The sequence below is a fragment of the Akkermansia sp. GGCC_0220 genome, from assembly GCF_017566105.1.
In the GTDB taxonomy this organism is placed as follows: Bacteria; Verrucomicrobiota; Verrucomicrobiia; order Verrucomicrobiales; family Akkermansiaceae; genus Akkermansia; species Akkermansia massiliensis.
In genome coordinates this window covers 1-21,466 of the sequence record NZ_JABFCI010000016.1, presented here as the reverse complement: position 1 = coordinate 21,466, position 21,466 = coordinate 1, and the positions used below count along the sequence as shown (strand labels likewise).

Below are 21,466 nucleotides of genomic sequence, written 5' to 3'. Positions count from 1 at the left end.
ATGACCTCTGAATTTAACATCCGCTGGGACATGCCCCCCGCCGCCATTGAGGCGGAGAGCTTTGCCGCCATTGAACGGGAGTTCCACGGCTGGGAAGAGCTGCCGCCTGCCGAATGGAAGGTCATGCGGCGGCTCATCCACACCACGGCGGACCTTTCCATCGGCGAGGGGCTGGCGTTCCGCCATGATCCCATTCCCTCCGCCCTGGAGGCGCTCCGCAGGCACTGCCCCATCTTTTGCGATTCCAACATGATCCGCGCCGGACTTTCCGTGGAACGGCTGAGGCGCGCCCATCCCGGCTACGCCCGGGAGGACATCCACTGCCATATTTCCGATGCCGACATTGCGGAACAGGCCAAATCCACAGGCAGGACGCGCGCCATCTGCGCCGCGGAAAAAGCGCGCCCCATCCTGGACGGAGCCATCGTCCTCATCGGGAACGCTCCCCTTTCCCTGGCCCGCATCGCCCGGTACGCGCTGGAGGAAGGCATCAGGCCCGCCCTGATCGTAGGCATGCCGGTGGGCTTCGTCAACGTCGTGGAATCCAAGCTGCTGGCCGGGACGTGCCCCGTCCCGCAGATTGTCCTGGACGGGCGGCGCGGCGGGAGCGCCCTGGCCGTGACCACCCTGCACGCCATTCTGGAAAACCTGCCCGCCTCCTAAGTTTTCCGCATTCCAAAAAGCCGTCCCCCATCCATGTCCGCCCCCCTCCGCCAGCCGCTCCGGAAAGGATTTTCCACAGGAGCCAATGCCGCCGCCGCCATCACGGCCGCATGGAAAACGCTGAACGGGGAAGAAATCAACGGACCGCTTCCCCTGCTTTTCCCGGACGGGGAGGCGAGAACGCTTCCGCTGGCAGACTGCGCGCCGGGGTTCGCCCGCATCGTCAAGGACGGAGGGGACGACCCGGACTGCACCCATGGAGCCGTGCTGGAAGCGCGCGTAAGCGCAGCCGTGCCGGAGCAGGCCGCCCGGGAAGATTATCTCCTGCCCATTGGCCGGGCCCTCCTCATCCTGCGCTCCGGCGGAGGCATAGGCCTGTGCACGCTGCCGGGCCTGGACTGCGAGCAGCACAAATGGGCCATCAACCACGGACCGCGGCGCATGATTGCAGACAACCTGGCACGCGCCGGCATGCGGGAAGGGTGCTGGCTGGCGGAAATCTCCGTGCGGGACGGGGAAAAGCTCGCCGGGAAAACGCTCAATCCCCTGCTTGGCGTGGTGGGGGGCATCTCCATTCTGGGCACCAGCGGCATCGTTCGCCCGTACAGCCATGAAGCCTACATCGCCACCATCCGCATCTGCGTGCGCTCTACCCGGCTTTCCGGCTTCAGGAAGGCCGTGTTCTGCACCGGGGGGCGCACCGCCGCGCTGGCGAAGACCCTTCTGCCGGAATACCCCTCCATTTCCTTCATCTGCATTGGGGATTTCATTGCGGAAAGCCTTCAGAGCGCAGGTGAACAGGGCATGACGGAAGCCGTAGTGGCCTGCATGCCGGGCAAGCTCTGCAAGTACGCCGCCGGATTTGCCAACACCCACGCCCACAAGGTGGCCCAGGACATGCCGCTCTTTCTCCGCACGGCGGAACGCCATGCGCCGCTTTCCGGGGAAGCGCGCCGGGGCATCCTGGCCTGTTCTTCCGTCCGCCAGGCGCTCGCCCTGACGCCGGAAGAGGCCCACCTTTCCATTTACCGCGACCTCGCCGCGGAAGCGCAGCGCCAGTTCCAGCGCCACGTGCCCGGCCTTCCCGTCCGTTTCCTGATTTCCGGCTTTTCCGGCAACCTCCTTCTCGACATACCTCCATGCCACCCCTGACTGTTTTTTCCTGCGGCACAGGTCCGCTTCAACCGTCCCCGGCCCTGCTTGGCAAACTGGCAGAGGCACAGAGCATTTACGCCTCCTCCGCCCTGCTGGAAGCCTGTCCCCCTTCCGACGCCCGGCGCATCCCCATCGGCAAAAACGCGCGGGAACAGGCGCGGGAAGCCCTGGAAGAAGCACGGCACGGCAACAACGTGGTGGTGCTGTCCTCCGGAGACGCCCTGTTCCACGGCATGGGCGGCACGCTCCAATCCCTGGCTTGTGACGGAGACCGGCTGGAATTCGTCCCCGCCCCCACGTCCTTCCAGGCCCTGTTCCACCGCCTGGGCATGGCGTGGGACCGCGCACGCTGCTTCAGCGCGCACAGCACGGAATATATTCCGTGGGGGGAAATTCTGGCCCAGCCGCTCGCCGTCATCTACGGTGGCCATCCCTTCACCGCCTGCCGCCTGGCCGCGGCGGCCATGGAGTTCCATCCGTCAGCGGCGGGGCGTTCCGCCGTGGCGGCCCAATGCCTGGGAATGGCTGACGAGCGCATTCTGCAAGGAACCCTGGCGGAGCTGGCCCGGGAGGAATGCTCCCCTACTTCCATGCTCCTGCTGCTGCCGGACAACCGCCCCGGAGCCGCGCCCGTCCTGCCGCTGGGACTGCCCGCGGATTTTTATGAAAAGGAGAATAACCTGATTACGGCGGAGGAAGTGAGGGCGGTCATCCTGTCCAAGCTGCGCCTTCCGGCCTGGGGGGTGCTGTGGGACGTGGGAGCCGGGAGCGGCTCCATCGGCCTGGAAGCCGCCGCCCTGCGCCCCGGACTTTCCGTGTACGGGCTGGAACGGCAGGCTGGCCGCCTGGAACTGATGCGCCGGAATTGCCGGCGCCTGGGCTGCGTGAATTACGCCTGCATGCAGGGAGAAGCGCCGGAGGCCCTGGACGCGTTGCCCAAGCCCGACCGCATTTTCACGGGAGGAGGAGGCGCCGGGCTGGAATCCATCATGCAGGCCTGTTTTGACGCCCTGAACCCCGGCGGCCTTCTGGTAGCCTCCGCCGTAACCACGGAAAGCGAGCACCTGCTTTACGGCTGGAACGCCGCCGCACGCACGGGGATGTTCTCCCTGGACATCGCCTCCGAATCTCCCATTGCCGGAACCTACCACCATCTGCGGCACGGCAACCGCATCACCCTTTTTACCTATTCCCGCGCATGAATACCGCCTGTTTTCCCATCCATTTCATAGGAGCCGGCCCCGGAGCCGAAGACCTGATTACCGAACGAGGCGCCGCCCTCCTGAAGGAGGCCGACGTAGTCGTGTATGCCGGGTCCCTGGTCAACCCGGGGCACCTCAAGCGCTGCCGCCCGGAGGCGGAACTTCATGACAGCTCCAGAATGAACCTGGAGGAACAGGTGGAAGTGATGGCCCGGGGCGTGCTGGAAGGAAAAAAAGTGGTGCGCCTCCACACGGGGGACCCCTCCATGTACGGAGCCATCGCGGAGCAATTCGACCTGCTTGACAAGAAGGGAATTGAATCCATCGTGGTGCCGGGGGTCAGCAGCGTTTTTGCCGCGGCGGCGGCCCTGCGCACGGAACTGACCTATCCGGGACTCGCCCAGAGCCTGGTGCTGACGCGCACCCCGGGCAGAACGCCCATGCCCGCGGGAGAAACCTGCGAAGCCTTTGCCGGGACGGGAGCCACGCTGGCGTTCTTCCTCAGCGCGGGCAAGCTGGACGAACTGGCCGCACGGCTGGTCTCCGCCGGGAAATCCCCCGATACCGCGGCGGCAGTGGTGTACCGCGCCACGTGGCCGGATGAAAAAATCATCCGCGGCACCCTGTCCACCATTGCCGCGGAAGCGGCCCGCGCGGGCATCGGCAGGCAGGCCCTCATTCTGGTGGGAGACGCCATCGGCGCGCACGGCTGCGGGCAGTCCCTGCTCTACCACGGCCAGTTCAGCCACGGCTACCGGAATGAGAAGAAAGACGAACGGTTCGACGGAAGCTGCGCGTTTTACGCTTTCACGGAAAAAGGAGTCCGCAAGGCGCAGGAGATTTCCCAGTCCCTGGGGAAAGCCGTCATCCATTCCGTAGGCAGGGCCGGGGAAACGGAAGGAGTCACGCGGGTTGCCCCGGAGGACTTCGACCCGTTGCTTGCCCGGCAGTGGAACCTGTTTGACGCGCACGTTTTCATCGGAGCCACGGGAATTGCCGTCAGGAAAACGGCTCCCCTGCTCCGGGACAAGGCCACGGACCCGGCGGTAGTCTGCTGTTCGGAGTCCGGCTCCCACCTCATTCCCCTGCTTTCCGGCCACCTGGGCGGCGGCAACCGCCTGGCGCGCAGGCTGGCCCGCATCAGCGGCGGGGAGGCCGTCATCACCACCGCCACGGACACGCGGGGAATCACCGCCTTTGACGAAGCGGCGGCCAGGGAAAAGGCCTGCGTTCTCAACCCGGACGCCATCAAAAACCTGAATGCGGCCCTGCTTGCCGGAGACACCGTATCTTTTCACGGTCCGCAGGAAATCCACGAACGGTACTGGCAGGACTGTCCCCAGGTCATTCCGGCGCGGGCGGATGGAGCGGAAGCCGCGGAAAAACCGCACGTTCCCGCCGTCTATTGGGATGAAGAGCCCCCGGAATCTGCGGGGGGAGCTGCCGCCCTGCTTATTCAGTCATCCTCCTTCGTGCTTGGAATAGGCTGCAAAAAAGGAACGGAACCCGGGCTGCTGCAGCAATACGCGGAAGGCTTTCTTGCCCGGCAGGGAATCTCCCGGTCCCGTATCAAAGCCCTTGCCTCCTGCACGCTCAAGGAGCAGGAACCGGCCATCCTGGCCCTGGCCGCAACATGGAATGTGCCTTTCCATGTCTTTGAGCCAGCCGAGCTGGACGCGGTGGAAATTCCCACGCCGTCAGACGCCGTCTTTGAAAAAACGGGGACTCATTCCGTTTCCGAGGCTTCCGCCATTCTGGCCTCCGGGGGTAAAATCAGCACTCCTAAAACCGTTTGCGGCGGGAACGTCACGCTGGCCCTGGCAACGTGCCCTCACGGCAGCCGGAACAAGGCCCGTCAAGGAGCCGGAAATGTCATCGTCATCGGGCTGGGGTCCGGGTCTCCGGGCCAGCTTACGCCGGAAGCGGCGGCAGCCATGGAGCAATGCACCTGCATAGCCGGCTACACCAAATACCTGGATTTCATCCGGGAACGCATCCACGGAAAAAAGATGATCCAGACCGGGATGATGGGGGAAGTGCCGCGGTGCACGGCCGCGCTGGAAGCGGCTCTGAACGGGGAAAATGTCTGCATGGTCTGCTCCGGTGACCCGGGCATCCTGGCCATGGCCGGGCTGCTCTACGAAATGAGGAAGGAAAACGAACGCTTTTCCCCGGTCCGCATTGAAGTGCTCCCGGGAATTACGGCGGCCAGCATTTCCGCCTCCGCGCTGGGGGCGCCCCTCCAGAACGGCTTCTGCCTGCTCAGCCTGTCCGACCTGCTGGTCCCTGCGGAGGAAATCCGTGCCAACCTGGAGCAAAGCGCCGGAACGGCGCTGCCCGTGGTCCTTTACAACCCCGCCGGACGCAAACGCCGCCATCTGCTGGAGGAGGCCCTGCGCATCTTCCGGAACCAACGCGGGGGGAAAACCCTCTGCGCCTACGTGAAGCACGCGGGGCGCCCGGCCCAACGGAAATGGGTGGGGACGCTGGACGAATTCCCGCTGGAGGACGTGGACATGTCCACGCTGGTGCTTCTGGGAGGCCCCCGGACCATCAGGGACGGAGACGTCCTTTTTGAACGGAGAGGCTACGCCGACAAGTACGGAATATCCTGACCTGATCCGGAAAGACAGCATCCGCAGAATTTGCCTGTTTCCCATGAATAAGCCTTTTCACGCCTTCTGCATCGCCTCCACCCAGTCCGGGGGAGGCAAGACCACGGTATCCCTCGCCCTGATGGCGGCGCTCTCCGCCCGGGGATTACGCGTGCAGGCCTTCAAGTGCGGCCCGGACTACATTGACCCCTCCTTCCACCGGCAGGCGACGGGATTGCCTTCCTTCAATCTGGATACGTGGATGATGGGGAAAAACGGAGTCCGTTCCCAATGGGCACGGCACGCCTCCTGCGCGGACATCGCCATCTGCGAGGGAGTCATGGGCCTCTTTGACGCCCGAACGCCTGAAAGCCTGGAAGGAAGCACGGCGGACTGCGCCCTCACGCTCGGCCTGCCCGTCCTGCTGGTGGTTCAGGCGCGCGGCATGGCGGGGTCCATTGCCGCCGTCGTCCGCGGCTTCTCCCAGCACCATCCCGGCCTGAACATAGCGGGAGTTATTGCCAACGGCGTGGGAAGCGCCGCGCACGCGGACCTTCTGCGCCGGGCGCTGGACCACCACAGGATGCCGCCGCTGGTGGCGGCGTTCCCCAAAAACGCGGAATGGACGCTCCCGGAACGGCAGCTGGGCCTGGTTCCCGCGGAAGAGGAAGCCCGGCAGCAATCCTGGTTCCTCCGGCTGGCGGCAGAGGCAGAAAAGCGCGTCAACTGGGAACTGCTGATGAACATCACGGAACGCAGACGTCCGGAACCGCTGAAAGTTCCCCTGCCGCCCGCCCCTCCCCGCGGGATTCTGGCCGTAGCCCGGGATAATGCCTTCTGTTTTTACTACGGGGACAACCTGGAACGGCTGAAGCAAACGGGCTGGGACATCACCTGCTTTTCTCCGCTGGAAGACACCGCCCTTCCGGAAGGAACCCAGGCCCTCTACCTGGGGGGCGGCTATCCGGAAACCTTCGCGGGCCGTCTGGAAAGCAATGAGGCCATGCGGAACGCCATCCTGGAATTTGCCAAGAACGGCGGAGAAATCTTTGCCGAATGCGGGGGATACATGTACCTTTGCAAGGAACTGGCGCTTCCGGACGGGACAAGCAGGAACATGTGCGGAGTCATTGACGGAACGGCCCGGATGGGGGAAAAGCTCCGTTCCCTGGGATACCGGGAAGCCGTGATGGAAACGGGAGCCCCGTTCGGGCTGCCTTTCACCCGCATCCGCGGCCATGAATTCCATTGGTCCCGAATTGAACTGAACCGGCCCTACCCGCCCCTTTACACAGTGACGGACAAGAATGGAAACAAGAGCCGGGAAGGAGTGGCGGATGGGAACGTGAAGGCCGGCTACATCCACCTGTACTGGGGAACGGAAACCCCGGACCACCCGCAGGAGCCTCAGCCGGGGCTGGGGCGCGTCATCCTGCTCAACGGAGCCTCCAGCGCGGGGAAAAGCACGCTGGCCCGGACCCTGCACCGCCTCATGGAGGAGGACTCCATGATTTTTTCCATGGACGATTATCTGGCCATGAGCCGGGGAAGGCATGAAAACGCCCTGGACGCCGTCCGGGAAACCGGGCTCCCCTTCATCGAGTCCTTCCACGCCGCCATTGCAGAGGCCGCGCGGAAAGGCGCCCTGGTCATCGTGGACCACGTCATCGGCGAATCCCGCGCCTGGGTTCAAGACCTCCTGAACCGCCTGAGCGGCATTCCCCGCGCCCTCATCAAAGTGGACTGCCGGGAGGACATCCTGCTGGAACGCGAGCGGAACCGTACCGACCGGACTCCGGACCCGGCCCATGCGGAGCGCCAATACGGATGCATTCACCAGAATTTCCCGCATGACTTCTCCATAGACACATCGGAAGCGACGCCCCGGGAATGCGCCCAGAAACTCATGGAACAACTTCCACCGGAATTCAGGGCGACGCAGGAATGAAGAGAGGAATGGCCGACGGCGGAGAACAGGTTTACCTGAGAGTTTTCAGAAGAGAATATCTTAAAACTCAACATTCCTCTGAGCCTTGATTCCCTGCTGAAAGGCATGCCTGACGCATTCAATCCGGCTCACGGTATCGGCCACGGCGATCATTTCCTCCGGAGCATCCCGGCCTGTCAGGACAACGACCTTTCCGGGGGTAATTTTTTTCAAAGCATCCACGACTTCCGCAACGGAAATGAAGCCGTAATTCAGGGGGTAAAAAATCTCGTCCAGAATCACGGTTCCCACGGACTCATCCGCCAGCTTCTCCCGGGCCACCCTCCACCCGTCCCGAGCGGCGGAAGCGTGGCGTTCACGGGACTCTTCATCCCTGGCGCGGCCCGTAAATCCGGCCCCGGAACACACCACCTCCGCATTCGGAAACTGCCGGAGAGCCACCACCTCCCCATAGGAACCGTCGTGCTTGATAAACTGAATTACGGCCACTTTCCCACCATGCCCCAACGCGCGCAGGGCCATGCCGAAGGCGGAAGTCGTCTTTCCCTTGCCGGGCCCGGTCAGGACAAGAATGCGGGAGCCTTTCATGCCCGGCATTATACAGCCCCTGAGAGTAATACCCAACCCAAATTCCCCTTGATTCCCGGCGTAAAATGCACTACCGGGCTCCGCATTCCCCTGCTGGTCAGGGAGAAAGCATCTCCACCGGCAGCACAAAATTTCATGAAGCACAGGCACTCATGCCATCTCCGCAAACCTGCGGGCAGACGTGAATAGGACTTTACAGAACCGCCCTCCTCACGGTAGCTTATGCCCGCGCTTGTTGCATGGAGAGATGGCAGAGCGGTTTAATGCAGCGGTCTTGAAAACCGCCGTGGGGCAACCCACCGTGGGTTCGAATCCCACTCTCTCCGCCAGTTTTCAGATTTTAAGATGAGTAAAACCCTTGGTTTCTCAAGGTTTTTCGTTTCCAGGCTGTAGTGTTCTGTGCTGTGGCATGAATCTCCTGTACATCTTTTCAAAAGGGACCTATATACTTAGTAACAAGTAAATAACTCTAATTTTTATCTATCTTCCATGATCCATGCGTTCAGATCGATATATTCCGGTGGGGCGGATTTTCCTTTCAAGTCGTCAAAACAGCAATCCGCCATGCGCTTGAATATTTCCGGATATTGCTGAATGAAGTTTTTTGCACCCTTGCATTCATCTTTTTCCCCCCAACCGCAGGGGGGCGAGAAATTGTAAATGATCTGGAGAGAATCAAGGAGATTCCGGAGATTGTTTTCCACTTGTTCCGGTTTACTGTTGCTTACATGGAAAGCGTACGCACAAGTATCGATTCCTTGCGCCCGGTTTTCCTTAAGCAGCAACGACGGATTGACCCGGAGACGTTTTTCTTGAGGACAGTTTTCCTCTGTATGCCGGCTTTCCCGGCCGACGTTCCACGGCATTCCGAAAATTCCGGTCCGGACGGAAGGATAGCGTTTTTTAATGCATGAAGCGAGAAGAAGGCAGGCAACGGCTTCTTCCGCCCTCCCTGCCAGGAGAATGCGCTTCGCATGCGGGGTGGCGGCGAGAAATTCAAGGATATCCCGTTTCATGTTGTCCAAATGGTCTTCCAGGTTCCAGGAAGAATAACGGATACGAACGACGGGACGCCCCGTTGAATGCAGCCACGGTTTTTCCGGAGCGCCGCAGAGAGCAATGACATATTCATCCGCAATAGAAGAGTCCGGCGCCATGAATGAATAGGAAGAGAACCAGTAATTGCCGTCTTCTCTGCGAAGAAAGGTTTCCTTTCCCCAGTAATCCCAGCCTATGACGAGTTTTTTGTCCGAGTATTCAAGGATTTCGCCTCCATCGTTGCAATTTAAACGCTTTCCCCTGTTTCCCGTGATGCACAAGCCATCCGTCCAATCCTGCTGGCGCAAATGAATAAGGGAGGAGGCATGGGGAGGAGATTGAAGGAAGGCGGCTTCTTCCTTCTTCCGTAAACGGTAGGCGCCTTCTTCCATTTTCGTAAAGGTTTCCACGCCCCATTTATCCCATTTCAATGTGATTTCCACTCCGGTCAGAGACAGCACGTCGGCTTCATCCCGAGGGCCATCCAGGCGAATGGCCCGTCCATTGCTGATTTTCATGCATCCTTTCCAGTCAGAATGGATGATGTCCACGAGGTGTTCATCATTTCCGGCATCTGTAGAAGCACCGTTCTGCATTTTCCGGAATTCCTCGGAAACAGTACCTCCCCGCATGATGGAAGCATTGCTTTTTTGCATAATCAGATGGCTGTGAATTCCCCGCTTTTTCAGATAGGGAGCTATGTCAGCACACCCGTGTTCCAGCATGACGGTCTGGAATAGCTGGTCTTCCGCAAAGCCAAATTGATAGAATCCCGTTTGCCTTAAACAACGGTACATGGCTTCCTTCATAGCCGCGCGGTCGGTTTCCCAAGCCAGCAGATCCTCCATGACCCGCCGTGACATGATTTGAGCCGGCCCCAGGGCCAGCAGGAAGGACTTTTCCAGATAAGGGTATCCTTCATGCCGTTTCAGCCACAGGCCCTCCCCACGGTGGCAGCTTGAATAACCATCGGGCAACAAGGCATGAAAATCGGCAACATGCCGGAAGTAGTCCGGGTCATAGAAGTCATCATCGTCAATCTTGGCAAAAAGGTCATAGGATGAAATATCCAGGCCACGGACGGTATCCATAAAGTTGGTAAGCTGGTTTCTGTTAGGGCAGAGGCGCAGCGTCACTCTTCCGGCATCGATGAACGGCTGCACATGGGGAAGCAGAATCCTGCGGGCCGTTTCAGCCGAAACTCCCTTAACTGCTGCAAATACATGCAGATGTGGATAGCTCTGGTTCATCATGCAGAGAATCTGGCGAAGGAGGTCTTCCACCCGCTTGTATGATGCAATGCATGCCGCCATATTGAATGGCCGTCCAAGTGGCCGTTTCTGAGAAGGAGAAACTGTTTCCGAAACCGTCCATGGTTTCCCATCGTCATACCGCGGCATAAAAACTCCCCCGTGAAGCAACGGTTCGTCCTTTCCCTCCATGGAGGCAGGCTGCCGCCCGGCATTTCCCTCCCTGAAAATTTTCTTGAAAAACAAGGCTGCTTCATCCAGCAGGCCATCCACGCCGATCTGTCCCTCGTCAAACAAGGGGCCCTTGAAGTAGGAGAGGTATTCGTCAACATTCCTGTCCAGGTGCTCCACATACCGGACCAGTTCCGCATGATTGCGAAAATCACGAGCATTGATGAACCGCCCGGGGTTGAATTCGCGGCAGGCATCCGGTGCTCCCCAGTAGACGGGCAGGCTTCCGGCAGCAAAAGCATCCGTCAGTTTTTGCGTTATGTAACCGGGGGAAGCATAGTTTTCAAACGCTATGGTGAATTTGTACCGGGAGCAGAATTCGACTTTGTCTTTAACGATCATGCCCGTGTTGTTCAGAAGCTGGCCGGAACTGTCTACGTATTTGTATTGGGAAAGAGTTTCCAAAAAACGGATGGCCTCCCGGAATTCTCCCCCGGAATAGACGAAATTACAGAATTTTTCATGCCGGTTGAGAATATCCCCTGGAACGGAGGAGTATTGTTCAATGTGACCCGTCCTGCGGATATAGTCGGCGTTTAACCACGCAGGAAAACGAAAATGACGGTCCCCGGAAAGCGTTCCATCTCTCAGGCTTGTCAGGGAATAGCATCCTTCCTTCCAGCGCGGCAAAACAGGTTCTTCCGTATAAAACAGACGAGGACCTTTAAAGGAACGTGCGGCATTTCCAAAGATTGAATAAATCAGCAAGTCGGCACGGGCCAGGTCATCCACAAAAACAGCGCCCAAACGTTCTTTCAAGATCAGGCCCAGAATGTGGTTTTGCGGTTTGAACCCGGATTCAAAGTCGGTAAAAGCTATGCAAACGGGAGAGTCCATCCGAGTGACGTGAGATAAGAGTTTTTCCGAGAAAACATGCGATTTCCTGTCCAACCGGCATCAAACGGAACTAGTCCAGGCGGAGATGCGCATACGGGCTTTTTGCCTCCTGCAATAACGGCAGAATACGAGAGAGAAAGCACTCCTGCAGAGCCGGCTTTTGAGAAAGAGGGATGACTTCATCGTCATGAAATTCCCGGATGACATTTTTGTATTTAGCCGCTTTCATGAAGTGCATCCAGCAGGCATCAGGATAAGGGGTCACCTGCGGATGAGCGGTTATATCCACTTCGTAAGGCGCCGCAATTCCAAAGCGGGGCAAGTTGTTCATGCCGCAGATGAGGGAGTCGCCACCGCCATTTACAGGCCGAGGACCATAAATCATCAATCTTTGCTGATGAACCAGGGTATTGTGCCCCCGGATGGAGACGCAATCCTCCGGACCGGATATCATTTGAAAGGCCGCTTCCAGTTCCCGGGTAAAATAAATTTGGTCAGCGTCTATTTTAGAAACGCAAAACAGCTGCCCTTCATAAAGACGGCGAATGAATTCCATGCCGAAATTCAAGTAGGTGTCAATTCTGTTTTCCCGGGGAAGGCTCCTCAAGTCATCCACGGAATGAGGAGGAACGACATGATGCGGATAATGAAGAAAGCTGACCCGGCATTGACAAGCGTGGCAAAGGTGATGTTCCCATTCCTTGACCAGATCAATGCTGCGGTCATCCATATCCGCCCAGAGCACCACAACGTGGTCCAGAACGGGAGCTACGCTCAACAAACATGGGATAACTGCGTTTTCTTCATTGAGAACACGGAGAAAACCTATCCGTTTCATGTTTTCGGCCAATTTTGTTTTTTGTGATTGGCATTCCATTTTTTTGATTAGGGATTTTTAATTATTGAGGGATTTTGCGAAACGCCTAGGCGGATATACGCAGATTTCTCACCTCTCCATGGTTCCCGCTTTCCGTTTCCATCATCCGGAACATTTCTTCAATCCAGGATTGAACCAATGCCGGCTTTTCCTTTACCAGATGTACGATTTTTCCGTGAACAACAGTATGATGTTCCTTGCTGCCAGCCTGATGGGCATATGTTTTCAGAAGGTAAGGAGCCAATCTGTTCGTCGCTTCTTCATCAAGAGTCCAATGTTGACTGGTACTGTAAAAGGCAAACAAACAAAGTCCGGAGGATTCCGGCTGCTGAAGCAGTTTGAGAGGATCTCCATAACGCTCCAAAAGATTTTTAAACGGTCTTTTTTCCCTTATCTGTTCATGAGATGGGGAAACTCTTATTCCCCGGTATACAGGAGACTGTCCACTTAAATCCACCGGCCATGGGCATCCCCACACGCCAATATGAAGATGCGGGAAATCCTTTTTCAATCGCTGCGCCAGAATAAGGGCTGCAAACGCATCCTTGCAAATCCCCATCAGCAGGACGGATTGAAGCCGGGGCATCTTTCGTACTCCTTTTTCAACATCACGATACATGCGTTCCAGCAGCAGCAACCCCTCCCATTGATGATACCTCATGCCGATAAAAGGACGGCTGGAATGCCGGAACACGGAGTTATAGCCGTCATACGGGTTGATGAGCAATTCCCGCGCGTATTTGTTCACTTCATTGATGGTAGAAGAATAATGATAGTCAAGGTACTGATATTTACCCTCTTCCATCCTCAGAAATTCTTCAGTCCCCCAGTTATCCCATTTAAGAACGAGTTTGTTTTCATCATGTTGAAGTATGGTTGCGTGGTCATTGCGGTGAAGCCGGCGTCCCCGTTTTTCATTCATCTGAAATTGGTCTGTCCACTGAGGATGGCTGATGAGAACGGTGTCCACGGGAAGCAAGTCCGGTGCGGGAACATTCCCCTGGGAAGAAACCGGCGGCGCCGGGGCGGAGTAATGAAATTCACCGGCGGCATCTTCCAGAATGGGAATGACTCTTCCGCTGTCAATGAGGGACTGCATGTAGGCATTTTCCGTTGGCGCATGATGCTTTGAAGAACCCGCGGCCCTCAGGTTCATATCCGTATCTCCCAAATAGTAAAGCTGGGCTTCAGGGAATAAATAGTCCGCCAGACAAAGCGCCTTGCTCAACGTGGTAAAATTGCCCGTGCTGCGGTGAACTTCCCCCGGCATGAATTTCCAGTTTTCCAGCCCTTCCCTACAAGCAAATTCATTGGAATAGCCCAATTCTTCATTGTTGAAGTAAATTTCCGGGACTCCGCGTAAAATTTCCATATGCCTTTCCTCAGGGGAAAAAGCCAGGTATCCGGCGAAGCAGGAAACAAGAACAATATCCGTCCTTTTTCCCGCCAGACCGGAATTCAAGTTATCCATTTTGCTGATTCTCATTACTTTGTCGCAGGAGTCGACAAAAGAGGAATAGTTGCGTTTCAAATCACGTTTATTTGAGACGATGCAAATACGTTTTTTATGCCCTTCTGAAGCCAGAAAACATTGACAGTCTTTAAATTCACCTAACCGTGACAAGGCTTTCCACTCTTCTTCCGTATCAATTTGCAGACAACAGGGAAAATCATTCGGGTAAGGGCAGGAGCCGTCATCAAACATCGTACCCGATTCCAGAAATTTTTTCCGGGTAACAACATTAATATTTCCGTCAAAAAAATAGAAAAATTTCTTGGCGTCCTGTTCCCGATGCGCCAGATGGAAATGTCCCTCCATGTGACCAATCATTTTGGTTTTGCGGGCCGTGTAGGCGGATTGAATTTTCCCTTTTTCCATGTCTTCCGCCATTTGGCGCAACAGGCCCCGACGACGGAAGGGAGAAGTCGGCTGAAGTACGGCGAATATGTCACAGGAGAAACGGGTCAATACCTGGCGTACGCAATTTTCCATTCGGCGGTCGTCCACCGTCTCCCGGAAGCACTGGATGCCTTCCCGACGGCAGCGTTCCAGAACTTCTTCACTGTCCGTACTGACAACCGGAACAAATCCTTCCTGGAGGGCATAGGAAACGGAATACAGGAACAGGGGCCTTCCATTCAACAAGCGCCTGTTTTTATCCGGACAGCGCTCCGAATGTTTTTTAGCCGGAATAATGGCCAGCTTGCGGATGAATTGGGAAGCCGTGTCCTTCCCTTCCGGACAGAACACGGGAAACGGAGTTGCCGCCAGCGATTGGGGCAGCAGAAGTTCCGCCTTTCCCGTCCATTGTTTTCCGTCATCATGCCGGGACATGACGGGATAGCCGTGATGCAGACGGCAAGCCTCCGTACGCGGCCTGCCAGTCCGGCATATATTCCCGCTGCATGAAATCATGGAAAAGAATTCTGCCAGACGGTTCATATATTCTCCGATGTCCGGCTGGCCCGGTACAAAAACGGGACCGTCCATATAACTGAGGTAAAGGTCTTCATCCTGATCAAGACGAATCACATATTCAGCCAGGGCCTCCGGGGTGGAAAAGTCCGCGGCATTGACGAACCGGGATGGATTGGCCTCCATCCCTGCATCGGGGGCTCCCCAATAAATGGGAAGGGAAAGAGCGGCAAGAGAATCAAACAGTTTTTCAGTCACGTAACCAGCAGCCGGATAGTTTTCAAAGGCAATCGTGAATTTGCAGGAGGAGCAGAAAGCTATTTTATCCCGAACGCAGGAGCCCATGTTGTTCATGACCATCCCGCCGCAATCTACATGCTTGTACCGGGAAAGCAGGCGCAGGAAATGAATTCTTTCCGGAGCATTCCCATTGGAATACACAAAGCTGCAAAATCGGGTATGCCTGGACAGAAGGGATTTTCTGTCTTTGGAGTATTGTTCTATTTTTCCCGTTCTTCTGACAGGGCCATTGTTCATCCAGCAGGGCATCCTCAAATGACATTCGGGATAAGGAATATCTCCCTTCATGAATGAAATGGCATAATCGCACTCATCCCAACGCGGTTTGACGGATTCCCCCGTATAAAAAACTCGAATCCCCTTAAAGTTCTGATGTTTTTCTCCAAAAACGGAGTAGATTAAAAAATCCGCCTGATCCTGGTCATCCACAACGGTCATGCCCAGTCTTTCCGTCAAAACCGCGGACAGAATATTATCATGTGGATCAAATCCCGGCCAGAAGTCCGCAAAAGCGGCACGTTTGGCCTGCCGGGAATTTATATCTGTTGCCTCAACCATGCGTGACCTCCGTGTTTTTGAAGAGATTTATCCTTTACGATCATTTTTACTTTCGGTTTGATCGCCATGAGATTTTTTTGATTAAAGTCCAATGTTTCAGGGAATAAATATTCAGGAGATAAAACAAGGGGATGCCGGCCAATCACATATTTATTGAGGTGGCTTTCATCGTGCCAAACGGCAATGACACCGTCCTCAAGATCCCGCCTGACGGCATCCGCCAACTCCCGGCACATGCGGAGATAGTCTTCAGCCCTTCCCCCGTTAAAGCCTCCGGCGACATAATATTCTCCTTCGGAATGGAGCACCCGCGCCCGGGACATTCCATTTTTTTCGTAGGGGTAAGTGGAACGGGGGCGTTGGTAGTACCCCGGATGAAGCGTCACCATGAGACCCTGCCGGTTCATCGGGAAAATTTCCTGACCGACAGGCCCTACGGGAAGCAAAGTTCCATTCATGAAATAAATGTAGTCATATTGCTGCAATTCCTCCCGAACGGTTAAAAAAGTCTCAAACCTTCTCAAGGTTTCCATGGGCCACGGATAAAACGGCTTGCGGACAAGAGTCACGTCATCGCCGGTTTCCACTTCCGGATGATCCGTGAACAGAAAATAATGCACATCATGCCCTGTCAGGAAATATTGTTTGGAGGCCGCATAAAACTCCTCCCAGAACGTCATATAACGCCCTGTGGCTATAAACAGGACAGCCACTTTTTTCCGGGGAGAAAAAGGTTCCTCCTGTCTGCCGCCGCTCGACAAATAGAAGGTTCCATCCTCCATCTTTTTAAACGCCTCCACGCCCCAGCAATCCCACTTGAGAGTTATTTTCTCATCAGTGACGGAGAGGACGTCCGCTTCGTCGTCCCGTTCAAAACGGCGCGCCCTGTTCCCAAAGACACGGACAATATCATGCCATTGCGGATGATGCACTTCCATGAGACGCTCCTCATTAACCTGGTTCGTAGAAATGTTCCAGTTTCTGCCCCGGAAATCTCCCGGAACCAGCCCTCCGCGCATCACGGAAGCATTGCCGGTCTGAATCGCCAGATGCATTGGCAGGGCCATTTCCTGTACATACCGGGTGCGGTTGCTGCTTCCGGTATCCAGCATCATCATGTGCATGAAGCTGTCTTCCGTAAATCCATACCCGGCATGACGGAGCCTGGGCGAGATCTGGGATATCATGTGAGGATTGGTCTCACAAATTATTAATTTTTCCAGCACATCCCGGCTCAATACCAAGGTGGGGCCAAAGCAGCCGAAAAATCCGTTTCCGGAGAAGGGATACCCTCCACGCACGCTTAGATATTCGCCCGGCCCGCAATAAAAGCTGCTGAATTCCGGCGGAAGATGCAGATGGAATTTATTGACTGACTTGAAATAATCCCTTCCGTACAAATCATCGTCGTCAATTTTGGCGAAAAGATCGTAATCGGAAACGTTCAAATCCCTTATCGTGTCCAAGAAATTGGATAGCTGGTTCTTGTTGGGGAAAAGCCGCATCGTCAAACGGCCTTCGTGAATAAAATGTTCAAAGAGAGGGAGCACTGTTCTGCGGTACGTGCCTTCCGGTATCCCCTTGACAGCTGCGAACACATGAAGATTCGGATAGCTCTGATCCATCATGCACCAAATCTGCCTCTGCAAATCCGTCAGACGCTTATAGGATGAGAGACAAACAGCAATTTTGCAATCGGGTCTCTGCTTAGTCCGTTCGTGCTGGTAAAACAGATTGTGGCGGGCCACACGGATCTTGAGGTCTCCATGGCTGTTGGCAGCCTCCAGGGCAATATCAGTCGGCAACCGGTAATCGGCAAAAACCCGGGCCACCCTGGGGCGTCGGGCAGCAGGGATGACGAGAGCATGCGTTCCCCATACGTAGGAGGTATTGGCATCCGTCTTTCCCGTTTTGAAATCTTCAAACAAGATTTCATCAGATTCCCCCGGAGCCCCTTGCGGAGACCATACTGCATGATGGAACAGCCGGAAAATATCCGTCTCCGGATGCTCCTTCATTTCCTTCCTGAGAGCCGTTTCCAAGCGGGAAGAAGCCACCATCGGCACGGCATCGCTTTCTCCGAAAATAATCAGGTCACTCCCAGCATAATTTCTGTCCTCCAGAAGACGTATGAAAGATGCCCTCAGAGAACGGACGTGCGAACGTTCCGCAGACGCCGGGGACCGTCCCAGGTAGGATGCACTTTCCTCTTCCCGCGCATCCCTGAGGGGGGAAAGATCCGCGGTAGAGGGATAGAGCTCCAGCTCGTAACCCATCCGGTGCAATTCCGAAGCTCCCTCCGACTTTTCCCCAGGAGACACAATCAAAACACATTTCATAAAATGTACCTGTTAAAGTTTAATCCATTGCGGGCAGAAAATGTCCTGCTCGTCCTCAATCTTTCCGGTAAACCACTGTTTTTGAATAAAAACCCTCTGCTGGTCTCCAAGCCATGCCCCCCACCAGGAAAAGGAGGAACAGGAAAGGACGAGTTCCTGCATGGACGTCAATTCCCGGAGGGCGTCCAGCGTCTCATGCTCATCCATGACTATTTCAAAACGCGTTGCTTCCGGAACGCCCTCCATCAATTTCCGGGCCAATTCCGGAGAATCGGAAAAGACGACCAGCTTACTGATGTTGCCGGAAAGCCTCCGTAAAGCTTCATTAAGAAAGGGAACATCCGGCGTATGGTACATGTCTGTACGGTCAAGATAGTCCCCCATCCTTATATGAACGCCGGCCACGCCCTCCTGGACGGGAGCAATAAGAGGAGCAAACAGGGAACGGATTTCTTCCGCAACATCCTTGAAATACCGCTCACTCTGGAAATACCCTCTCAGGGCGCCGTAGCGAACCGTTTCAGGAATGGGATGGTAGGAAAATCCGGGTTCCCTGTATGTCACGGGATCGTTATAACCGCCGTCCGGGCACAGCGAACAGGCCTCACCCAGATAAGTCATCAGCTCCCAGGTCTCGGAACTGTATCTCCAGGGAATACGGCATCCCACACCCAGCCGGAGAGCATGTGCATAGGCAGCAGCTATCTGGAACAGATGATTGCACGTACGCGAGCCGGGCATAAACTGCGTCGTGACGTAACCGGGAGATGCCGGAACAGAAGCGGGACGCAAGGATAAAAATTTACCGGTAACAGTCTTCTGCGGTTTCCGGGCATCCAGGCAAACCGTGCCCAGCAGGTCAAAAGGATGTTCATCCCTGTCGGATCGCCTTTCAAGACACTGAAGGTGCAAATGGCGGGAATTACCCGGAGCATGCTGGGAAACCTGGAACCCCAGCTCTTCCAAAACATAACTCAGGAAATCGGCAGACCACAGGGATTGTTGCTTGTAGACTTCCATAAATGCACACAAATCATTCTCCGGAGTGTGATTTCCTTTCCCCTGTTTCTTCATGTATTGCCTGAACGCAGGCGTCATCACCCCGCGCATCAGGCGCACGTCCCGGAAACTTAATCGTAAGATTCCTCCGGGTTTTAGAGCACGGAAGGCTTCCGTGAAAAATCGGCAGGCCTCTGCAGGCGTTACTGTTCCAATGACATGCTCCAGATAAAAAGCGTCTACGGAATCGTCCTTCCACGGGAGCGGCCTGGTAATATCATAATTGGGAGCGTCCAGATTCAACCAGCCATTCAACCTCCGGGTGCCGCACCCCAAATGGATATACAGCAGAGGAGATTGGTCCATGATTTCCACGTTGCCGGAAGAAAGACGGCGTTCAGCCCATAACTGGGCCAGGGACGGCATGTCCGGCCGCTGGAATATCTCCGTTTCAGACCCGATAAACCGTTCTCCCTCCAAAAGAAGCTGCTCCATAGGCCACATCTGCCATTTCAGCTTCAGTTCACCCTTGGAGCCAATGCTCCACCAGCCATAGCAGGAAGTATCCCGCCTCCTGAATGCCCCGTTGGAATAAAACAGCATTTCCCCTTTCCAATGAAGATGAACAACATCGCACACAGCGGAGGGAATTTTGTAATTAAACGAATACAGGGCCTGCATGATGTCGGGAGAACACCAGTGGGCCGTTACCATGTCATTATCCCGTTCCGGGTAATAAACATTGGACATGTAAAGCCGTTTCGTGGATTTCAAGCGGCCTCCGAGCCTGCCTGCCAGTTCACCTACGATCACATCCTCTGCCCCGCATTCCGCAAAACCCGGCGCATTCACCAGCTTTTCCACCATGCTGCGCTTCAGCAGGTAGCCCGCCCCTCCGCTCGGTGAATTGCGAAGCGCAACCATCGCATCCCCAATCAGATCATAATCTTCATCTATCAAGGAGGTCAACCGGCTCAATTCCAAATACGTATCGTCATCACATTTAAAGAGCCATTCAAATTCGTAATTCTCCAGCGCGTAACGAAAGAAGGATTTCACTTTTGCGGGGAGCTCATTGTAGCCATCGGGCGCATCAAGCCCCACCGTATCTTCTTCTTCCCCCTCCGGAACCCGGTTTCCTCCTACAAAGAACATGCATTCAACGTTCTGCGCGGGATGGGCCAGCCAGGTAGACCTTACCGCCTTCCGTTTATCTCCCGTTCCATGGCATGAACAAATGCCTACGACAATATTTGTTTTCTTTTTCATGGTTTTTCCTCCCATTTCTAAGCCGGCAGTTTTTCCACCGCGTCAAAGACTTCCTCCCAGCTGGCTACAGACGCTTCCAGCCCTCCAAGCTCCAGTCCACGCTCCCGCGCCGCGTGGGCCATGTCGGACCTCAGGTTGGGCTCGTAGGCCATCTTGCTGGCGTAGTAGATGAAATCCCTTTCATGGTCGCACAGCCATCCGGTCTTGCCATGCTCCACCATCTGCCTCCAGCCTCCACGGTTGTCCACCACAAGCACGCTTCCGCTGGCCATGGATTCAAAACCGACACGCGGCCAGTTTTCCGTCGTATCCGTCGGCTGAAGCACTATTTCACAGTGCTTGTAAAAGTCCTGCTGGCTCACCTCCCTCTGGTCGCGGGCCGTGCGTATCCAGTCGTAGGGTTTTCCGATTTTCTCCCGGCTCCTCTGGTCAAAGCCCAGAAACAGGCCCCTCTTAAAAAGGGGCGAGACGAAGTATTCGTAGATGTGGAGCGTGTTGGCCGCAAATTTGTCCGCATCCTGGCGCGAGATGCGCCCGCAGCCGAAGTATTCCTGCGTCCTCTCCTCAATGAAGGGGAAGGATTCGTTGTGGAAGTAAGGCTTGAACGTCATGAAAGCAATGGTGGGGTCGTCGTTGCAGCGCTTGAGCAGGGGCATGTTCTTCTGCCTGACTTCCTCGTTCTGGTAAAGGAACATGGCAATGAGCCCCTGCTTCATGAGTTCCTTTTCCTTGTTGAAAAGCCAGGTCATGCAGTTGACAAAGATGGTGCGTTTGGTGCGCTGGCGAATGGCTGGCATGTTTTCCAGAAATTCTCCGTTGCAAAATCCGATGATGGCATCCCCTTCCTGCAGGACTGTCCAATCATTGGGAGCGTGGATATGGACGCCCAGACGGATCATTTCCAAATAAAGGGCTTCATTTTCAAATCCGCCGTTGGTGGGGATGATATGCACGTCAATACCCATGTGGAGCCAGACCAGAATCTGGTGGTGGAGTTCGGTTCCCGCGCCCCCGTAGAGACTGGGGAACCCGTTGACATAGATCTTTTTCAATGTGGTGCTCATGAAATAATGGAGTTAGATGTTGAACGAATTCATTGATGGACGCTAGCACGCTGCCTTTTAAGCTGGCAATGGGTAAATTTTGAAAATATGGCAAAGAAATACGTGCCACCGGAGAAGAATCCCCTCCCTTTTCACACG

13 protein-coding genes and 1 tRNA gene are annotated in these 21,466 nt (G+C 55.7%); 7 read left to right on the top strand and 7 right to left on the bottom strand.

Annotated features, from left to right (window positions below):
* The 5 genes from HJW02_RS10780 to HJW02_RS10760 are packed head-to-tail and all read left to right on the top strand — an operon-like array spanning position 1 to position 7,562.
* Entirely contained in the window at positions 1 to 663 is a 663-nt protein-coding gene (locus tag HJW02_RS10780; RefSeq protein ID WP_102721488.1) for a precorrin-8X methylmutase, read from the top strand.
* 33 nt (positions 664 to 696) lie between these two features.
* The gene (gene cbiD, locus HJW02_RS10775; RefSeq protein ID WP_102721487.1) at positions 697 to 1,815 is read left to right on the top strand and encodes a cobalt-precorrin-5B (C(1))-methyltransferase CbiD; all 1,119 of its coding nucleotides are present in this window, start codon (positions 697 to 699) and stop codon (positions 1,813 to 1,815) included.
* Positions 1,803 to 3,020 carry a precorrin-6Y C5,15-methyltransferase (decarboxylating) subunit CbiT gene (cbiT, locus tag HJW02_RS10770; protein WP_102721486.1) on the top strand — a complete coding sequence of 406 codons (1,218 nt, stop codon included), beginning with the start codon at positions 1,803 to 1,805 and terminating at the stop codon, positions 3,018 to 3,020. Before cbiD ends, cbiT begins: the two co-directional genes overlap by 13 nt.
* Positions 3,017 to 5,635, top strand: coding sequence for a precorrin-4 C(11)-methyltransferase (gene cobM / locus HJW02_RS10765; protein ID WP_102721485.1), 2,619 nt, complete (start codon positions 3,017 to 3,019; stop codon positions 5,633 to 5,635). The genes cbiT and cobM overlap by 4 nt, the downstream gene beginning before the upstream one ends.
* Before the next feature lie 43 nt (positions 5,636 to 5,678).
* Positions 5,679 to 7,562 (top strand): cobyrinate a,c-diamide synthase, encoded by a 1,884-nt coding sequence (locus tag HJW02_RS10760; protein WP_102721484.1) that lies wholly within the window; start codon positions 5,679 to 5,681, stop codon positions 7,560 to 7,562.
* Positions 7,563 to 7,622: 60 nt separating this feature from the next.
* On the opposite strand, the gene cobO is transcribed toward HJW02_RS10760, so the two are convergent.
* On the bottom strand, positions 7,623 to 8,150 hold the full coding sequence (gene cobO / locus HJW02_RS10755; RefSeq protein WP_180971792.1) for a cob(I)yrinic acid a,c-diamide adenosyltransferase: 528 nt from the start codon (positions 8,148 to 8,150) through the stop codon (positions 7,623 to 7,625).
* Positions 8,151 to 8,391: 241 nt separating this feature from the next.
* On the opposite strand from cobO, the gene HJW02_RS10750 reads away from it, so the two are divergent.
* A tRNA-Ser gene (locus HJW02_RS10750) sits at positions 8,392 to 8,479 on the top strand.
* 147 nt (positions 8,480 to 8,626) lie between these two features.
* Here HJW02_RS10750 and HJW02_RS13910 read toward each other — a convergent pair.
* A complete protein-coding gene (locus tag HJW02_RS13910; RefSeq protein ID WP_243760021.1) occupies positions 8,627 to 10,471 on the bottom strand; it encodes a hypothetical protein in 1,845 nt (614 codons plus the stop codon).
* A gap of 129 nt (positions 10,472 to 10,600) precedes the next feature.
* Here HJW02_RS13910 and HJW02_RS13905 point away from each other — a divergent pair, with 129 nt between their 5' ends.
* Positions 10,601 to 11,209 carry a hypothetical protein gene (locus HJW02_RS13905; RefSeq protein ID WP_240454331.1) on the top strand — a complete coding sequence of 203 codons (609 nt, stop codon included), beginning with the start codon at positions 10,601 to 10,603 and terminating at the stop codon, positions 11,207 to 11,209.
* A gap of 367 nt (positions 11,210 to 11,576) precedes the next feature.
* Here the strand turns inward: HJW02_RS13905 and HJW02_RS10740 are convergent, their stop codons facing one another.
* From HJW02_RS10740 to HJW02_RS10720, 5 genes are all read right to left on the bottom strand, one after another.
* The gene (locus HJW02_RS10740; protein ID WP_208050638.1) at positions 11,577 to 12,344 is read right to left on the bottom strand and encodes a hypothetical protein; all 768 of its coding nucleotides are present in this window, start codon (positions 12,342 to 12,344) and stop codon (positions 11,577 to 11,579) included.
* 85 nt (positions 12,345 to 12,429) lie between these two features.
* Complete coding sequence (locus tag HJW02_RS10735) at positions 12,430 to 15,657, bottom strand: glycosyltransferase family 10 (protein ID WP_102721480.1); 3,228 nt, start codon at positions 15,655 to 15,657, stop codon at positions 12,430 to 12,432.
* The gene (locus HJW02_RS10730) at positions 15,636 to 17,675 is read right to left on the bottom strand and encodes a hypothetical protein (protein ID WP_205575952.1); all 2,040 of its coding nucleotides are present in this window, start codon (positions 17,673 to 17,675) and stop codon (positions 15,636 to 15,638) included. The genes HJW02_RS10735 and HJW02_RS10730 overlap by 22 nt, the downstream gene beginning before the upstream one ends.
* 333 nt (positions 17,676 to 18,008) lie before the next feature.
* On the bottom strand, positions 18,009 to 20,264 hold the full coding sequence (locus HJW02_RS10725; RefSeq protein ID WP_180971790.1) for an alpha-1,2-fucosyltransferase: 2,256 nt from the start codon (positions 20,262 to 20,264) through the stop codon (positions 18,009 to 18,011).
* 17 nt (positions 20,265 to 20,281) lie between these two features.
* The gene (locus HJW02_RS10720) at positions 20,282 to 21,328 is read right to left on the bottom strand and encodes a glycosyltransferase (RefSeq protein WP_102721477.1); all 1,047 of its coding nucleotides are present in this window, start codon (positions 21,326 to 21,328) and stop codon (positions 20,282 to 20,284) included.
* Between the last annotated feature and the right edge of the window lie 138 nt (positions 21,329 to 21,466).

Bases quoted from the DNA above. Each gene is read 5' to 3' on its own strand.
- cobM (WP_102721485.1), top strand. From the start codon at position 3,017: ATGAATACCGCCTGTTTTCCCATCCATTTCATAGGAGCCGGCCCCGGA.
- HJW02_RS10780 (WP_102721488.1), top strand. From the start codon at position 1: ATGACCTCTGAATTTAACATCCGCTGGGACATGCCCCCCGCCGCCATT.
- cobO (WP_180971792.1), bottom strand. From the start codon at position 8,150: ATGAAAGGCTCCCGCATTCTTGTCCTGACCGGGCCCGGCAAGGGAAAG.
- HJW02_RS10740 (WP_208050638.1), bottom strand. From the start codon at position 12,344: ATGAAACGGATAGGTTTTCTCCGTGTTCTCAATGAAGAAAACGCAGTT.
- cbiD (WP_102721487.1), top strand. From the start codon at position 697: ATGTCCGCCCCCCTCCGCCAGCCGCTCCGGAAAGGATTTTCCACAGGA.
- HJW02_RS10725 (WP_180971790.1), bottom strand. From the start codon at position 20,264: ATGAAAAAGAAAACAAATATTGTCGTAGGCATTTGTTCATGCCATGGA.
- cbiT (WP_102721486.1), top strand. From the start codon at position 1,803: ATGCCACCCCTGACTGTTTTTTCCTGCGGCACAGGTCCGCTTCAACCG.
- HJW02_RS10735 (WP_102721480.1), bottom strand. From the start codon at position 15,657: ATGGTTGAGGCAACAGATATAAATTCCCGGCAGGCCAAACGTGCCGCT.
- HJW02_RS10720 (WP_102721477.1), bottom strand. From the start codon at position 21,328: ATGAGCACCACATTGAAAAAGATCTATGTCAACGGGTTCCCCAGTCTC.
- HJW02_RS10730 (WP_205575952.1), bottom strand. From the start codon at position 17,675: ATGAAGGAGCATCCGGAGACGGATATTTTCCGGCTGTTCCATCATGCA.
- HJW02_RS10760 (WP_102721484.1), top strand. From the start codon at position 5,679: ATGAATAAGCCTTTTCACGCCTTCTGCATCGCCTCCACCCAGTCCGGG.